The sequence below is a fragment of the Bisbaumannia salifodinae genome, assembly GCF_055388505.1.
In genome coordinates, this window is the sequence record NZ_AP043781.1 from 78,033 (window position 1) to 94,107 (window position 16,075).

The window sequence follows — 16,075 nt, forward strand, 5'->3', positions numbered from 1 at the left end:
CCGAATCGGTAGAATGTCGCTTCCTCGCAGCGGCGTCGCAACAGCGACCAAAGCGAGACGCTCCACTCTTTAGAGAGCTCGGAGCCGCTCTTTAACAATCGATCAGGTAATTCATGTGGGCGCTTGTCGGTGAGGCGGTGAGAAGTCACCAAATCATCAAGGCAAGCGACTCGTCAAAGATCTTCGGGTCTTTTTGAGAACGTTTGAACCTTGAGCCAAGTTTGGTTCGCTTTTGTTACCTTCGGGTGACAAGTAAGAACCACAATGATTTTAAACTGAAGAGTTTGATCATGGCTCAGATTGAACGCTGGCGGCAGGCCTAACACATGCAAGTCGAGCGGAAACGATGGAAGCTTGCTTCCAGGCGTCGAGCGGCGGACGGGTGAGTAATGCATAGGAATCTGCCCGATAGTGGGGGATAACGTGGGGAAACTCACGCTAATACCGCATACGTCCTACGGGAGAAAGCAGGGGATCTTCGGACCTTGCGCTATCGGATGAGCCTATGTCGGATTAGCTAGTTGGTGAGGTAACGGCTCACCAAGGCGACGATCCGTAGCTGGTCTGAGAGGATGATCAGCCACACTGGGACTGAGACACGGCCCAGACTCCTACGGGAGGCAGCAGTGGGGAATATTGGACAATGGGGGAAACCCTGATCCAGCCATGCCGCGTGTGTGAAGAAGGCCTTCGGGTTGTAAAGCACTTTCAGCGAGGAAGAAGGCCTGAGGGCTAATACCCTTCAGGAAGGACATCACTCGCAGAAGAAGCACCGGCTAACTCCGTGCCAGCAGCCGCGGTAATACGGAGGGTGCGAGCGTTAATCGGAATTACTGGGCGTAAAGCGCGCGTAGGTGGCTTGATAAGCCGGTTGTGAAAGCCCCGGGCTCAACCTGGGAACGGCATCCGGAACTGTCAGGCTAGAGTGCAGGAGAGGAAGGTAGAATTCCCGGTGTAGCGGTGAAATGCGTAGAGATCGGGAGGAATACCAGTGGCGAAGGCGGCCTTCTGGACTGACACTGACACTGAGGTGCGAAAGCGTGGGTAGCAAACAGGATTAGATACCCTGGTAGTCCACGCCGTAAACGATGTCGACTAGCCGTTGGGTTCCTTGAGAACTTTGTGGCGCAGTTAACGCGATAAGTCGACCGCCTGGGGAGTACGGCCGCAAGGTTAAAACTCAAATGAATTGACGGGGGCCCGCACAAGCGGTGGAGCATGTGGTTTAATTCGATGCAACGCGAAGAACCTTACCTACCCTTGACATCGTGCGAACTTTCCAGAGATGGATTGGTGCCTTCGGGAACGCACAGACAGGTGCTGCATGGCTGTCGTCAGCTCGTGTTGTGAAATGTTGGGTTAAGTCCCGTAACGAGCGCAACCCTTGTCCCTATTTGCCAGCGATTCGGTCGGGAACTCTAGGGAGACTGCCGGTGACAAACCGGAGGAAGGTGGGGACGACGTCAAGTCATCATGGCCCTTACGGGTAGGGCTACACACGTGCTACAATGGTCGGTACAAAGGGTTGCGATACCGCGAGGTGGAGCTAATCCCATAAAGCCGGTCTCAGTCCGGATCGGAGTCTGCAACTCGACTCCGTGAAGTCGGAATCGCTAGTAATCGTGAATCAGAATGTCACGGTGAATACGTTCCCGGGCCTTGTACACACCGCCCGTCACACCATGGGAGTGGACTGCACCAGAAGTGGTTAGCTTAACCTTCGGGGGAGCGATCACCACGGTGTGGTTCATGACTGGGGTGAAGTCGTAACAAGGTAGCCGTAGGGGAACCTGCGGCTGGATCACCTCCTTAAACGACGACTGCCGCCTGCCGGCAAGTGCTCACATGAATTGCCTGATTGTTTCAGAGCAAGTGCTCTTTAAAAATATGAATCATGCTGACAAATTGAAGATACGTCTCAAGCGTATCCGGCAATTATCGTACCAATCGCGACCAGACCCCTTCGGGTTATATGGTCAAGCGATTAAGCGCATACGGTGGATGCCTTGGCAGCCAGAGGCGATGAAGGACGTTGTAGCCTGCGATAAGGTTCGGTGAGGTGGCAAACAACCTGTGACCCGGACATTTCCGAATGGGGAAACCCACTCATCACAAGATGAGTATCCTGCACTGAATCCATAGGTGCAGGAGGCGAACCGGGGGAACTGAAACATCTAAGTACCCCGAGGAAAAGAAATCAACCGAGATTCCCCAAGTAGCGGCGAGCGAACGGGGACCAGCCCTTAAGCTGGTGACTGGTTAGGCGAACGAGCTGGGAAGCTCGACCATAGCGGGTGATAGTCCCGTAGCCGAAAACCTGATCCAGTGAAATCGAGTAGGTCGGGGCACGAGAAACCTTGACTGAAGACGGGGGGACCATCCTCCAAGGCTAAATACTCCTGGCTGACCGATAGTGAACCAGTACCGTGAGGGAAAGGCGAAAAGAACCCCGGAGAGGGGAGTGAAATAGATCCTGAAACCGTATGCGTACAAGCAGTGGGAGCAGACTCGTTCTGTGACCGCGTACCTTTTGTATAATGGGTCAGCGACTTATATTCAGTGGCGAGCTTAACCGTATAGGGGAGGCGTAGGGAAACCGAGTCTTAACTGGGCGACCAGTCGCTGGATATAGACCCGAAACCGGGCGATCTATCCATGAGCAGGTTGAAGGTTGAGTAACATCAACTGGAGGACCGAACCAGGATCTGTTGAAAAAGATTTGGATGACTTGTGGATCGGAGTGAAAGGCTAATCAAGCCCGGAGATAGCTGGTTCTCCTCGAAAGCTATTTAGGTAGCGCCTCACGTATCACCGCCGGGGGTAGAGCACTGTTTCGGCTAGGGGGCCATCCCGGCTTACCAACCCGAGGCAAACTCCGAATACCGGTGAGTGCAGCGTGGGAGACACACGGCGGGTGCTAACGTCCGTCGTGAAAAGGGAAACAACCCAGACCGTCAGCTAAGGCCCCAAAATCCTGGTTAAGTGGGAAACGATGTGGGAAGGCTTAGACAGCTAGGAGGTTGGCTTAGAAGCAGCCATCCTTTAAAGAAAGCGTAATAGCTCACTAGTCGAGTCGGCCTGCGCGGAAGATGTAACGGGGCTCAAACCAGGTGCCGAAGCTACGGGTTCGTCGAATGACGAGCGGTAGAGGAGCGTCGTGTAAGCCGATGAAGGTGAGTTGAGAAGCTCGCTGGAGGTATCACGAGTGCGAATGCTGACATGAGTAACGATAAGGGGAGTGAAAAACTCCCCCGCCGGAAGACCAAGGGTTTCTGTTCGACGCTAATCGGAGCAGAGTGAGTCGGCCCCTAAGGCGAGGCCGAAAGGCGTAGTCGATGGGAAACGGGTCAATATTCCCGTACCTCACAGAATTGCGATGGGGGGACGAAGAAGGCTAGGTGAGCCAGGCGTTGGTTGTCCTGGTGAAAGTCAGTAGGCCGAGATCTTAGGCAAATCCGGGATCTCAAGGCCGAGAGACGAGACGAACAGACTACGGTCTGGAAGTCATTGATGCCACGCTTCCAGGAAAAGCCTCTAAGCTTCAGATTCTGTGAGACCGTACCCCAAACCGACACAGGTGGTCAGGTAGAGAATACCAAGGCGCTTGAGAGAACTCGGGTGAAGGAACTAGGCAAAATGGTGCCGTAACTTCGGGAGAAGGCACGCCGGCGTAGTGTGAACACCCCGCGGTGGAAGCACGAACCGGTCGAAGATACCAGGTGGCTGCAACTGTTTATTAAAAACACAGCACTCTGCAAACGCGCAAGCGGACGTATAGGGTGTGACGCCTGCCCGGTGCCGGAAGGTTAATTGATGGTGTTAGGCTCCGGCCGAAGCTCCTGATCGAAGCCCCGGTAAACGGCGGCCGTAACTATAACGGTCCTAAGGTAGCGAAATTCCTTGTCGGGTAAGTTCCGACCTGCACGAATGGCGTAATGATGGCCACACTGTCTCCACCCGAGACTCAGTGAAATTGAAATCGCAGTGAAGATGCTGTGTACCCGCGGCTAGACGGAAAGACCCCGTGAACCTTTACTATAGCTTCACACTGGACGCTGATGTTGCTTGTGTAGGATAGCTGGGAGGCTTGGAAACCCGGACGCCAGTTCGGGTGGAGCCAACCTTGAAATACCAGCCTGGCATCATTGGCGTTCTAACTCAGCCCCGTCATCCGGGGCGAGGACAGTGTGTGGTGGGTAGTTTGACTGGGGCGGTCTCCTCCCAAAGAGTAACGGAGGAGCACGAAGGTACCCTCAGCACGGTCGGAAATCGTGCATTGAGTGCAAGAGCATAAGGGTGCTTGACTGCGAGACAGACACGTCGAGCAGGTACGAAAGTAGGTTCTAGTGATCCGGTGGTTCTGTATGGAAGGGCCATCGCTCAACGGATAAAAGGTACTCCGGGGATAACAGGCTGATACCGCCCAAGAGTTCACATCGACGGCGGTGTTTGGCACCTCGATGTCGGCTCATCACATCCTGGGGCTGAAGTCGGTCCCAAGGGTATGGCTGTTCGCCATTTAAAGTGGTACGCGAGCTGGGTTTAGAACGTCGTGAGACAGTTCGGTCCCTATCTGCCGTGGGCGTCGGAAGTTTGAGAAGAGCTGCTCCTAGTACGAGAGGACCGGAGTGGACGCACCTCTGGTGTTCCGGTTGTCACGCCAGTGGCATTGCCGGGTAGCTATGTGCGGACAGGATAACCGCTGAAAGCATCTAAGCGGGAAGCCCCCTTCAAGATGAGACTTCCCTGAGGCCTTGCGCCTCCTAAAGGGTCCAGCAAGACTAGCTGGTTGATAGGTCGGGTGTGGAAGCGCTGCGAGGCGTTGAGCTAACCGATACTAATGGCCCGTGAGGCTTGACCATATAACCCCAAGGGGTTTGCGCGATGGTACGCGCCGGATACGTGAGACGATCCTCAACAGCATGATTCATAAGGCGGGTTGCGACACGCACGCAGCCGGCCACCGTTTACGCCTGACGACCATAGCGAGTGGGAACCACCTGATCCCATGCCGAACTCAGCAGTGAAACCGCTCAGCGCCGATGGTAGTGTGGGGTCTCCCCATGCGAGAGTAGGTCATCGTCAGGCACTTATTCAGAAGCCCCGACCATTGGTCGGGGCTTCGTCGTTTGTGGGTCTCCCATGGAGAGTAGCGGAACGCCGCCCGGATCCTCATCAGGCACTTATATCGAAAAAACCCCGGGCACTCAGTGTTCGGGGTTTTTTCATGGGCACGGGGAGACCCGCTCTTTACCTCGTGGGGCCGCTTCGCGGTCCAGCCCCTCGCCGGCTCGGGGCGTTCGACCGCCCCCGTGGCGGTGCCACGAAGGGCCGGGTGGTCTCACCCCCATGCGAGAGTATCGGAGCGCCGACCGCCGGAGCCCGGCGCGATCATCGTCAGGCACTTATTCAGAAGCCCCGACCATTGGTCGGGGCTTCGTCGTTTGGGGGTCTCCCATGGATCCCGCCTGTCGGGAAGCGGCGGAAACTGCCTCGGCGGGCCCGAAGGGCGAGTCTCAGGATGAGACGAGTCGAGTAGCGGACGCCGCCCGCCGGAGCGCCGGCCGGATCCTCGTCAGGCACTTATTGAGAGGAAACCCCAGCGTCGACAGAGGCTGGGGTTTTTTCGTATTCAGCCCCCGGTCTCGACAGAGGCCGGGGGCTTGTCGTTGGGGGCTCCCATGCTCTGTGGTCGGGGCGCTGCGGGAATCGCCTCGGCGGGCCCGAAGGGCGAGGCTCAGGAGGAGGGAGTCGGGCTACAGGAGATGCCACTTTGGTCGGCGTGATTCACGGGGTCGGACTCCTTCCGCTAGAATGAGCCTTTTGCCGCAGGGGCCTTAAGATGACCATTGGTGACCTGATTCGCCTGATGAGCGATGGGGACTTCCATTCCGGCGAGCAGCTGGGGGAGCGTCTCGGGGTGTCGCGCACGGCGGTCTGGAAGCAGCTGAAGAAGCTGGAGGCCCTGGGAATTCCCCTGGAGGCGGTCAAGGGGCTGGGCTACCGGCTGGGTGAGCCGGTGGAGCTCCTCGATGGCGCCGGGATCGTCTCGCGGCTCGACTCGCAGAGTCGCCCCGCCCTGCGGCGCCTGTTCGTCGAGGAGTCCCTGGACTCTACCAATGCCTTCCTGCGCGAGCGCTTCACTCAGGGCGCCGGGCACGGTGAGGTGTGCCTGGCGGAGAGCCAGGGGGCCGGTCGTGGGCGGCGAGGGCGGCGTTGGGTCAGTCCCTGGGGGCGTGGCCTGCTGCTCTCCCTGGGGTGGCGCTTCGAGAATGGCGTAGCGGCCCTGGAGGGGCTGAGCCTGGCCGTGGGGGTGGTGCTCGCCGACGTACTGGAGCGCGAGGGCGCGCGGGTCGCCCTGAAGTGGCCCAACGATCTATTGCTGGTCACCGAGGAGGGGCGGCGTAAGCTGGCCGGCATCCTGCTGGAGGTGCAGGGGGACCTGGAGGGGCCCTGCGAGGTGGTGATCGGCATCGGCCTGAATGTCTTCCTGCCGCAGGCGATGCGCGAGGCCGTCGATCAGCCGGTAGCGGCGGTGGCGGATCAGGTGCCGGGTATCTCACGCAATGCCCTGGCGGCGGCGCTGATCGGTGGCCTGCTGGAGTTGATGCAACGCTTCGAGGGGGAGGGCTTTGGCGCCTGGCAGGCGGCCTGGAACGCACGGCACGCCCATGCCGACCAGGAGGTGGAGGTGATTCAGGGCAGTCAGAGCTACCGGGGCATCGCCCAGGGGGTCGATGGGGCCGGGCACCTGGAGGTGCGTTGTGGCGACGAGCTGCGGCGGCTGGCCGGCGGTGAAATCAGCGTGCGTGGTCGCCCATGATTCTCGATCTGGATATCGGCAATACCCTCTCCAAGTGGCGGCTCAAGGATACCCTGAGCAGCGAGATCCGTTCCCGTGGGGCGCTCTGGACCCGGGAGGAGTGGCGTCCCGGCTCCGATATCCCCGACCTGGACGTGGTGCAGTCGGTGCGCATCTCCAGCGTGGCGCGCAAGGCGGTGCTGGAAGAGACGGTGGCGCTGCTGCGGCGCCGGGTGGTGTCGGTCTATGTGGCACGCTCCACCGCCGAGGCCCTGGGGGTGACCAACGGCTACGAGGAGCCGGGGCGCCTGGGGGTGGATCGCTGGCTGGGCACCCTGGCCGGGTATCAGTTGGCCGGAGGCTGCTGTGCGGTGGATTGCGGCAGCGCCATCACCGTGGATTTCGTGCTGCCGGGGGGGCGTCACCTCGGCGGCTATATCCTCCCGGGCCTGCGGCTGATGAAGGAGAGTCTCAAGCTGGGGACCCGCAACGTGGCCATCGACCCGGACAGCGAGGCGGATGAGCTGCTGGCTCCCGGCAAGAATACCGTGGAGGCGGTCAATCACGGCATCTATATGGCCGCGGTAAGCGCCGTCAATCGCCTCTATGCCGAGGTCTGTGACCGGGAGGGGGTGGCGCTGCCGCTATTGCTGACCGGCGGCGATGCGCGGGTGGTCTCCCGGGGGCTGCGGGTGCCCCATGCGGTCTGGCCCGATATGGTCTACGGCGGCCTGGAGGCCTGTTTTCCGCTGACCGCGGCGGAGCGGGCGGGGCGCCTGTCGGGGGCGCCGCGGGTGCCGGTGCCCGCGGCGCTGGAAAAGATTCGTGCAGGACTTGCATTCTCCACCCTGCTTTGACACAATGCGCCGCGTTCCAGGGCAACACATCCCCCTCGCCAAGCGCTGATGGATGATGCCAAGCCACTGAAAGATAAGGCTTGACATGGTTGCTGAGGCGGGTAGAATGCTTCGCCAGCTGGAGGGGTTCCCGAGTGGCCAAAGGGAGCAGACTGTAAATCTGCCGCGAAAGCTTCGAAGGTTCGAATCCTTCCCCCTCCACCAGATTTAGCCGCCCGGTCAAGGCGGGGCGGTAGTAAGAGTGGGTAGGCGGGCATAGTTCAATGGTAGAACCTCAGCCTTCCAAGCTGATGATGCGGGTTCGATCCCCGCTGCCCGCTCCAGGTAAGGTTTGCGCTCATGTAGCTCAGGGGTAGAGCACACCCTTGGTAAGGGTGAGGTCGACGGTTCAAATCCGTCCATGAGCTCCACTTTGAAAAGGCGAGTCGAATGGCTCGCCTTTTCTCTTTGTGTCGAGGGTGTCCTCGGCATTGCGCGAATAGGGTTGCCAGGCGGTTGCTTTTCCGCTACCATGGCGCCCGCTGTGTCCTGAGTGTCCCGCAAAGGGTGGCGAAGGCGCAGGGTGTTGATACAGGCCAGTAGCTCAATTGGCAGAGCAGCGGTCTCCAAAACCGCAGGTTGGGGGTTCGATTCCCTCCTGGCCTGCCAGTCTTCCCCAGGCTGGCTTACCTCAAGACAGATTTCACGTTACGATCGCTGCACCCTGAGGAGTCACGTTTTCATGAAACATAACGCCGAGGTGCAGGAGTCGCGCCACGACGGGCTCAAGTGGGCGGCTGTCGTCGCGCTGCTGGTCGTTGCCGTCGTTGGTAATTCCTATTTTGCCGATCAGGCGCTGCTCTATCGCGCCCTGGGTGTGGTGGTGCTGGGCGCTGCCGCTGCGGCGATCGCCCTGACGACCACCAAGGGTCGCGACCTCGCCGAGCTGGCCAAGAATGCGAAGAAAGAGATTCAGCGCGTCGTCTGGCCGACCCGTCCCGAGACCGTACAGACCACCGCCATCGTGCTGGTGGCCGTGCTGGTGGTGGGCCTGATGCTGTGGCTGATCGATACCCTTCTTGGCTGGGCAATGTCCGGCGTCATCGGTTAGGAGTTTCCATGTCCAAGCGTTGGTATGTCGTCCACGCCTATTCCGGCTTCGAGAAGCACGTCATGCGCTCGCTCAAGGAGCGTGTGAAGCTGTATGGCATGGAGGAGGGCTTCGGCGAGATCCTCGTGCCTACCGAAGAAGTCGTCGAGATGCGTGACGGCAAGCGCCGCAAGAGCGAGCGCAAGTTCTATCCTGGCTATGTGCTGGTCGAGATGGAAATGAATGACGCGACATGGCACCTGGTCAACGAGACGCCGCGGGTCATGGGCTTTATCGGCGGCACCAAGGAGAAGCCGGCGCCGATCACCCAGAAGGAGGCGGATGCCATCCTGCGCCGCGTCCAGGACGGTACCGACAAGCCGCGCCCCAAGACCATGTTCGAGCCGGGTCAGTCCGTGCGCGTTGTCGATGGCCCCTTCGCCGACTTCAATGGCGTGGTCGAAGAGGTCAATTACGACAAGAGTCGCCTCCAGGTCAGCGTGCTGATCTTCGGTCGCGCGACCCCTGTCGAACTCGAGTTTTCCCAGGTCGAGAAAGAGTAACGCTCGGCCTCAGTCGTATTTAGTCGTATCGCGAGCCGCCCGGCGGCTCATCAATCGGGGAGCCGCAAGGCGCTACTACCCAACTGGAGTCCATCATGGCCAAGAAAGTACAGGCTTACATCAAGCTGCAGGTCGCAGCTGGTAAGGCCAATCCCAGCCCCCCCGTCGGCCCGGCCCTGGGTCAGCACGGTGTGAACATCATGGAGTTCTGTAAGGCGTTCAACGCCGCGACCCAGGACATCGAGCCGGGCCTGCCCACTCCCGTGGTGATCACCGTCTACTCCGACCGTAGCTTCACCTTCGTCACCAAGACCCCGCCTGCTGCCGTGCTGCTGAAGAAAGCCGCTGGCATCAAGTCCGGTTCCGGTGAGCCGAACAAGAAGAAGGTCGGTACCGTGACCCGCGAACAGCTGGAAGAGATCGCCAAGACCAAGGAGCCGGATCTGACGGCCGCCGATCTCGACGCCGCTGTGCGTACCATTGCCGGTAGCGCCCGCAGCATGGGCCTGAACGTGGAGGGTCTCTGATCATGGCTAAACTGTCCAAGCGCGCCCAGCTGATCAACGAAAAGGTCGACTCCACCAAGGTCTACTCCCTGGAAGAGGCCGTGGCCCTGCTCGCCGAGCTGTCCACCGTCAAGTTCAAGGAGTCCCTGGACGTCGCCATCAATCTGGGCGTCGATCCGCGCAAATCCGACCAGGTCGTGCGTGGCGCCACCGTCATGCCCAATGGTACCGGTAAAGACGTGCGTGTCGCCGTCTTCACCCAGGGTGCCAACGCCGATGCCGCCAAGGAAGCCGGTGCCGATATCGTTGGCATGGACGAGCTGGCCGAGCAGGTCAAGAAGGGTCAGCTCGACTTCGACGTGGTCATCGCCTCGCCGGACGCCATGCGCGTCGTCGGTCAGCTGGGCCAGATCCTCGGTCCGCGTGGCCTGATGCCGAACCCCAAGGTCGGCACCGTGACCCCGGACGTGGCCACCGCCGTCAAGAACGCCAAGGCCGGTCAGGTGCGTTTCCGTACCGACAAGAACGGTATCATCCACACCACCCTGGGCAAGGTCGATTTCGACGCCACCGCCATCCAGGGCAACCTGGAAGCGCTGGTCGCCGACCTGAAGCGGCTCAAGCCGAGCACTTCCAAGGGTGTGTATTTCAAGAAGATGACCCTGTCCACCACCATGGGCCCGGGCATCACCGTCGATCACTCCGCGCTGGTGTGATCGCCGACAGGCAAGAACTTTGCGGTCCCCGTGCGCGGATTCAAGACGCCGGGCGGGGCACCGTCAAAGACCGCAGGCGCCGTCCACTCCGGTAGGCGGCTTAATCTTCCCTCCGGGATGCCTGCGCAGATGGTGTGGCCGCCAGTCCGCTGGTGTGCACCATCGCCCAAGACCTCCGCGCCAACAGGCGCGGGGGAGATGGTAACCCCCGGGATGCGATGCCCGCATCGCAGATTCCCGGCACGAAGGAGTGAACACAGTGGCACTAGCTCTCGAAGGCAAGAAGGCAATCGTTGCCGAGGTCAGTGAAGCCGCCAAGGATGCTCTCTCCGTCGTCGTTGCCGATTCTCGTGGCGTCGCGGTCAGCAAGATGACCGACCTGCGCAAGCAGGCCCGCGAGAATGGCGTGCAGATCCGTGTTGTCCGCAACACCCTGGCACGTCGCGCCCTGAACGGTACTCCCTGGGAGTGCCTGAACGACAGCTTCGTGGGCCCGACCCTGCTGGCTTTCTCCACCGAGCACCCGGGCGCCGCCGCCCGTCTGTTCAAGGAGTTCGCCAAAGCGGAGAAGAGCTTCGAAGTCAAGGCGCTGGCCTACGAAGGCGAGCTGATCCCGGCTGCCGATATCGACCGTCTGGCGACCCTGCCGACGTACGATGAAGCGATCGCCAAGCTGATGTCGGTGATGAAGGAAGCTTCCGCCGGCAAACTGGTCCGCACCCTGGCTGCACTGCGTGACCAGAAGCAGGAAGCGGCCGCCTAAGGCGTCCCTTTCGGCCGATACGCGACTTATACTGAACCCTCGAGTCCTCGGACCTTTTGGTACGGGATTCCCGCAAAGTCTAGGAATTTGACAATGGCACTGACCAAAGAAGACATCATCAACGCCGTCGCCGACATGTCCGTGATGGAAGTCGTCGATCTGATCGAAGCGATGGAAGAGAAGTTCGGCGTTTCCGCCGCTGCCGCCGTCGTTGCCGGCCCGGCCGGTGGCGAAGCCGCCGCCGCCGAAGAGCAGACCGAGTTCGACCTGGTGCTGACCTCTGCCGGCGAGAAGAAAGTCAACGTGATCAAGGTCGTTCGCGAGATCACTGGCCTGGGCCTGAAGGAAGCCAAGGGTGCCGTCGACGGCGCACCGGCGACCATCAAGGAAGCCCTGTCCAAGGACGACGCCGAAGCGGCCAAGGCGAAGCTGGAAGAAGCCGGCGCTTCCGTGGAACTCAAGTAAGTTCTTGATTTCCATGGCTTCACGCGCTGCGTAAGCTTCCACGGCTGGTGGCGGGTCACCCGCTGCCGGCCTTTTTCTGTTGTCACTAGCCGGCCGCCGCTCTGCCGCCGCCGCTAGCCGAATTCCGACGGCGAGCCCTCCTCCGGGGGCTTGCCGTCAACGCCTGACGGAGCCGCTACCGTCGGGTGGCGCCGATTCGCATCGGTCACCCATGGTGAACAAGCTGGGGAATACAGATGGCTTACTCATACACTGAGAAAAAACGCATCCGCAAGGATTTCGGCAAACTGCCCCAAGTGATGGATGTGCCCTACCTGCTGGCCATCCAGCTTGATTCCTACTACGACTTCCTCCAGCAGGACCGTTCGCCCGAAGAGCGGATGGAAGTCGGCCTGCATGCCGCCTTCAAGTCCGTCTTCCCGATCGAGAGCTTCTCCGGCAACGCCGCCCTCGAGTACGTCAGCTACCGTTTCGGTACGCCGGCCTTCGACGTCAAGGAGTGCCAGCTGCGCGGTGTCACCTACTCGGCGCCGCTGCGGGTCAAGGTTCGCCTGATCATCTATGACAAGGAGTCGTCGAACAAGGCCATCAAGGACATCAAGGAGCAGGAAGTCTACATGGGGGAGATCCCCCTGATGACCGAGAACGGTACCTTCGTGGTCAATGGTACCGAGCGGGTCATCGTCTCCCAGCTGCACCGCTCCCCGGGTGTCTTCTTCGACCATGACAAGGGCAAGAGCCACTCCTCCGGCAAGCTGCTCTACTCGGCGCGGGTGATTCCCTACCGTGGCTCCTGGCTCGACTTCGAGTTCGATCCCAAGGACAACGTCTATGTGCGTATCGACCGCCGCCGCAAGCTGCCGGCCTCGGTGCTGCTGCGCGCACTGGGCATGAGTGCCGAGGAGATCCTCGATACCTTCTTCGACACCAGCACCTTCCATATCGAGAAGTCCGGCTTCTCCGTGGAGCTGGTGCCGTCGCGCCTGCGCGGCGAGACCGCCACCTTCGACATCAAGGATGCCGATGGCAGCCTGATCGTCGAGGAAGGGCGTCGCATCACCCAGAAGCATATCCGCCAGATGGAGAAGGCCGGCCTGGAGCGCCTCGAGGTGCCCATGGAGTACCTCTTCGGCAAGACCCTGGCCAAGGATCAGATCGACCCCAATACCGGCGAGCTGATCTGCGAGTGCAACGCCGAGATCACCCCCGACCTGCTCGAGAAGCTGGGTCAGGCCGGTGTCACCCGCCTCGAGACCCTCTACACCAACGATCTCGACTGCGGGCCCTTCGTCTCCGACACCCTCAAGCTGGACACCACCCGCACCCAGCTCGAGGCCCTGGTGGAGATCTATCGCATGATGCGTCCCGGCGAGCCGCCCACCAAGGAGGCCGCCGAGACCCTGTTCCACAACCTCTTCTTCACCGAGGATCGTTACGATCTCTCCGGCGTCGGCCGCATGAAGTTCAACCGCCGCCTGCGTCGCGACAGCGACACCGGCTCCGGCGTGCTGGGCCGTGACGATATCCTCGACGTGCTGAAAGAGCTGATCAATATCCGTAACGGCTTCGGCGAGGTCGACGATATCGACCACCTGGGCAACCGCCGTATCCGTTGCGTGGGCGAGATGGCCGAGAACCAGTTCCGCGTGGGCCTGGTGCGCGTCGAGCGCGCGGTCAAGGAGCGTCTCTCCATGGCCGAGAGCGAGGGCCTGATGCCCCAGGACCTGATCAACGCCAAGCCCGTCGCCGCGGCGGTCAAGGAGTTCTTCGGTTCCAGCCAGCTCTCCCAGTTCATGGACCAGAACAACCCGCTCTCCGAGGTCACCCACAAGCGCCGCGTCTCCGCGCTCGGCCCGGGCGGCCTGACCCGCGAGCGGGCCGGCTTCGAGGTGCGTGACGTTCACGCCACCCACTACGGCCGCCTGTGCCCGATCGAGACCCCGGAAGGGCCGAACATCGGCCTGATCAACTCCCTGGCCACCTACAGCCACACCAATAGCTACGGTTTCCTCGAGACCCCGTACCGCAAGGTGGTGGACGGCCTGGTGACCGACGACGTGGTGCATCTCTCCGCCATCGAGGAGGGCGACTTCGTTATCGCCCAGGCCTCGGCCACCGTGGATGAGGCCAACCGGCTGATCGACGACCTGGTGCAGGTGCGTCACAAGGGCGAGACCACCTTCATGCGTCCCGAGCAGGTGACCCTGATGGACGTCTCGCCGCGTCAGGTGGTCTCCGTGGCCGCGGCGCTGATCCCCTTCCTCGAGCACGATGACGCCAACCGCGCCCTGATGGGGGCCAACATGCAGCGTCAGGCGGTGCCGACCCTGCGTGCCGACAAGCCCCTGGTGGGCACCGGCATGGAGCGCTTCGTGGCCCGTGACTCCGGCGTCTGCGCCGTGGCGCGTCGCGGCGGGGTGATCGACTCCGTCGATGCCAAGCGCATCGTGGTGCGCATCAACGAGGACGAGATCATCGGCGGCGAGGCCGGCGTCGATATCTACAACCTCACCAAGTACGTGCGTTCCAACCAGAACACCTGCATGAACCAGCGCCCCATCGTGCGCCCCGGTGACCAGGTGGCACGCGGCGACATCCTCGCCGATGGCCCCTCCGTGGACATGGGCGACCTGGCCCTGGGCCAGAACATGCGCATCGCCTTCATGCCCTGGAACGGCTACAACTTCGAGGACTCCATCCTGGTCTCGGAGCGCGTGGTGCAGGAAGATCGCTTCACCACCATCCATATCCAGGAGCTGACCTGCGTCTCCCGCGACACCAAGCTGGGGGCCGAGGAGATCACCTCCGATATCCCCAATGTGGGCGAGTCGGCGCTGGCCAAGCTGGACGAGGCGGGCGTGGTCTATATCGGCGCCGAGGTGGGGCCGGGCGATATCCTGGTCGGTAAGGTCACCCCCAAGGGCGAGACCCAGCTGACCCCGGAAGAGAAGCTGCTGCGCGCGATCTTCGGCGAGAAGGCCTCCGACGTGAAGGACACCTCCCTGCGTGCCCCCACCGGCATGAAGGGCACCGTCATCGACGTCCAGGTGTTTACCCGCGACGGCGTGGAGAAGGACTCCCGGGCCCTGTCCATCGAGCAGATGCAGCTCGACGAGGTGCGCAAGGATCTCCAGGAGACCTACCGCATCGCCGAGGATGCCACCTTCGAACGCCTCAAGCGCACCCTGACTGGCCAAGCCGTCAATGGTGGGCCCAAACTGAAGAAGGACGATGTGCTCACCGAGGCCTACCTTGAGGAGCTGCCGCGTCAGCAGTGGTTCAAGCTGCGCCTGCAGGACGAGGCCCTCAACGAGCTGCTGGCCCAGGCCGACGAGCAGCTGGAGAACCGTCGCAAGGAGATGGACGAGCGTTTCGAGGACAAGAAGCGCAAGCTGACCCAGGGCGACGATCTGGCGCCGGGCGTGCTGAAGATCGTCAAGGTCTACCTGGCGGTCAAGCGTCGCATCCAGCCGGGCGACAAGATGGCCGGTCGTCACGGTAACAAGGGCGTGATCTCGGCGATCATGCCGATCGAGGACATGCCCTTCGACGCCAATGGCGAGCCGGTGGATATCGTCCTCAACCCGCTGGGCGTACCGTCGCGGATGAACGTCGGTCAGATCCTCGAGACCCACCTGGGCATGGCCGCCCATGGCCTGGGCATGAAGATCGACGCCCTGCTGCGCGATGCCCGCGATCAGCAGCTGGCCGAGATTCGCGACTTCCTGGGCAAGGTCTACAACTCCACCCCGGGAACCCGTGAGGAGGACATCGCCGAGCTCAGCGACGACGAGGTGATCACCCTGGCCCAGAACCTGCGTCGTGGCGTGCCCATGGCCTCGCCGGTGTTCGACGGCGCCGAAGAGCGTGAGATCAAGCACCTGCTGAAGCTGGCCGATCTGCCGGACTCCGGTCAGATGACCCTCTTCGATGGCCGTACCGGCGACGCCTTCGACCGTCCGGTGACCGTCGGTTACATGTACATGCTGAAGCTCAACCACCTGGTGGACGACAAGATGCACGCCCGTTCCACCGGCTCCTACTCCCTGGTCACCCAGCAGCCGCTGGGCGGCAAGGCGCAGTTCGGTGGTCAGCGCTTCGGTGAGATGGAGGTCTGGGCCCTGGAAGCCTATGGCGCCGCCTACACCCTCCAGGAGATGCTCACGGTCAAGTCCGACGACGTGGAAGGTCGTACCAAGATGTACAAGAACATCGTGGACGGCGACCACGCCATGCAGGCGGGCATGCCGGAATCCTTCAACGTGCTGGTGAAGGAGATCCGCTCCCTGGGTATCGATATCGAGCTGGAGAGCTAGGCGGCCTCGCCGCTAGCC

Annotated in this window: 9 protein-coding genes, 4 tRNA genes and 3 rRNA genes; all 16 read left to right on the forward strand. The window is 61.4% G+C overall.

Going from position 1 to position 16,075, the window contains the following annotated elements; translation table 11 throughout:
* Positions 1-272: 272 nt before the first annotated feature.
* The 16 genes from ACZ5EF_RS00335 to rpoB all read left to right on the forward strand — a co-directional run bounded on the left by ACZ5EF_RS00335 (position 273) and on the right by rpoB (position 16,057).
* Positions 273-1,812, forward strand: a 16S ribosomal RNA gene (locus ACZ5EF_RS00335).
* 162 nt (positions 1,813-1,974) lie between these two features.
* Positions 1,975-4,862: ribosomal RNA gene (locus tag ACZ5EF_RS00340) — 23S ribosomal RNA — on the forward strand.
* Positions 4,863-4,972: 110 nt separating this feature from the next.
* Positions 4,973-5,088: ribosomal RNA gene (rrf, locus tag ACZ5EF_RS00345) — 5S ribosomal RNA — on the forward strand.
* Together the 16S, 23S and 5S rRNA genes form the textbook arrangement of a ribosomal RNA operon.
* A gap of 754 nt (positions 5,089-5,842) precedes the next feature.
* Entirely contained in the window at positions 5,843-6,823 is a 981-nt protein-coding gene (locus tag ACZ5EF_RS00350) for a biotin--[acetyl-CoA-carboxylase] ligase (RefSeq protein WP_346062911.1), read from the forward strand.
* Complete coding sequence (locus ACZ5EF_RS00355; protein ID WP_346062912.1) at positions 6,820-7,659, forward strand: type III pantothenate kinase; 840 nt, start codon at positions 6,820-6,822, stop codon at positions 7,657-7,659. Before ACZ5EF_RS00350 ends, ACZ5EF_RS00355 begins: the two co-directional genes overlap by 4 nt.
* A gap of 120 nt (positions 7,660-7,779) precedes the next feature.
* Positions 7,780-7,863 (forward strand) — tRNA-Tyr (locus tag ACZ5EF_RS00360).
* Positions 7,864-7,908: 45 nt separating this feature from the next.
* Positions 7,909-7,982, forward strand: a tRNA-Gly gene (locus ACZ5EF_RS00365).
* 12 nt (positions 7,983-7,994) lie between these two features.
* Positions 7,995-8,069: transfer RNA gene (locus ACZ5EF_RS00370), tRNA-Thr, on the forward strand.
* A 162-nt stretch (positions 8,070-8,231) separates the two neighbouring features.
* Positions 8,232-8,307 (forward strand) — tRNA-Trp (locus tag ACZ5EF_RS00375).
* A gap of 73 nt (positions 8,308-8,380) precedes the next feature.
* Entirely contained in the window at positions 8,381-8,749 is a 369-nt protein-coding gene (secE, locus tag ACZ5EF_RS00380) for a preprotein translocase subunit SecE (RefSeq protein ID WP_346062913.1), read from the forward strand.
* A gap of 8 nt (positions 8,750-8,757) precedes the next feature.
* Positions 8,758-9,291 carry a transcription termination/antitermination protein NusG gene (gene nusG, locus ACZ5EF_RS00385; protein ID WP_346062914.1) on the forward strand — a complete coding sequence of 178 codons (534 nt, stop codon included), beginning with the start codon at positions 8,758-8,760 and terminating at the stop codon, positions 9,289-9,291.
* Positions 9,292-9,386: 95 nt separating this feature from the next.
* Positions 9,387-9,818 (forward strand): 50S ribosomal protein L11, encoded by a 432-nt coding sequence (rplK, locus tag ACZ5EF_RS00390; RefSeq protein ID WP_102626767.1) that lies wholly within the window; start codon positions 9,387-9,389, stop codon positions 9,816-9,818.
* Between the two features lie 2 nt (positions 9,819-9,820).
* Positions 9,821-10,513, forward strand: coding sequence for a 50S ribosomal protein L1 (gene rplA, locus ACZ5EF_RS00395; protein WP_346062915.1), 693 nt, complete (start codon positions 9,821-9,823; stop codon positions 10,511-10,513).
* Positions 10,514-10,772: 259 nt separating this feature from the next.
* On the forward strand, positions 10,773-11,276 hold the full coding sequence (gene rplJ / locus ACZ5EF_RS00400; protein WP_346062916.1) for a 50S ribosomal protein L10: 504 nt from the start codon (positions 10,773-10,775) through the stop codon (positions 11,274-11,276).
* 93 nt (positions 11,277-11,369) lie between these two features.
* Positions 11,370-11,741: a 50S ribosomal protein L7/L12 gene (gene rplL, locus ACZ5EF_RS00405; protein WP_346062917.1), complete on the forward strand. Its 372-nt coding sequence runs from the start codon at positions 11,370-11,372 to the stop codon at positions 11,739-11,741.
* 236 nt (positions 11,742-11,977) lie between these two features.
* A complete protein-coding gene (gene rpoB / locus ACZ5EF_RS00410; protein WP_346062918.1) occupies positions 11,978-16,057 on the forward strand; it encodes a DNA-directed RNA polymerase subunit beta in 4,080 nt (1,359 codons plus the stop codon).
* Positions 16,058-16,075: the final 18 nt, after the last annotated feature.

What these genes read in the sequence shown, in the direction of transcription:
- rpoB (WP_346062918.1), top strand. Translation starts at nt 11,978, where the DNA reads ATGGCTTACTCATACACTGAGAAAAAACGCATCCGCAAGGATTTCGGC.
- nusG (WP_346062914.1), top strand. Translation starts at nt 8,758, where the DNA reads ATGTCCAAGCGTTGGTATGTCGTCCACGCCTATTCCGGCTTCGAGAAG.
- rplA (WP_346062915.1), top strand. Translation starts at nt 9,821, where the DNA reads ATGGCTAAACTGTCCAAGCGCGCCCAGCTGATCAACGAAAAGGTCGAC.
- rplL (WP_346062917.1), top strand. Translation starts at nt 11,370, where the DNA reads ATGGCACTGACCAAAGAAGACATCATCAACGCCGTCGCCGACATGTCC.
- ACZ5EF_RS00350 (WP_346062911.1), top strand. Translation starts at nt 5,843, where the DNA reads ATGACCATTGGTGACCTGATTCGCCTGATGAGCGATGGGGACTTCCAT.
- rplK (WP_102626767.1), top strand. Translation starts at nt 9,387, where the DNA reads ATGGCCAAGAAAGTACAGGCTTACATCAAGCTGCAGGTCGCAGCTGGT.
- ACZ5EF_RS00355 (WP_346062912.1), top strand. Translation starts at nt 6,820, where the DNA reads ATGATTCTCGATCTGGATATCGGCAATACCCTCTCCAAGTGGCGGCTC.
- secE (WP_346062913.1), top strand. Translation starts at nt 8,381, where the DNA reads ATGAAACATAACGCCGAGGTGCAGGAGTCGCGCCACGACGGGCTCAAG.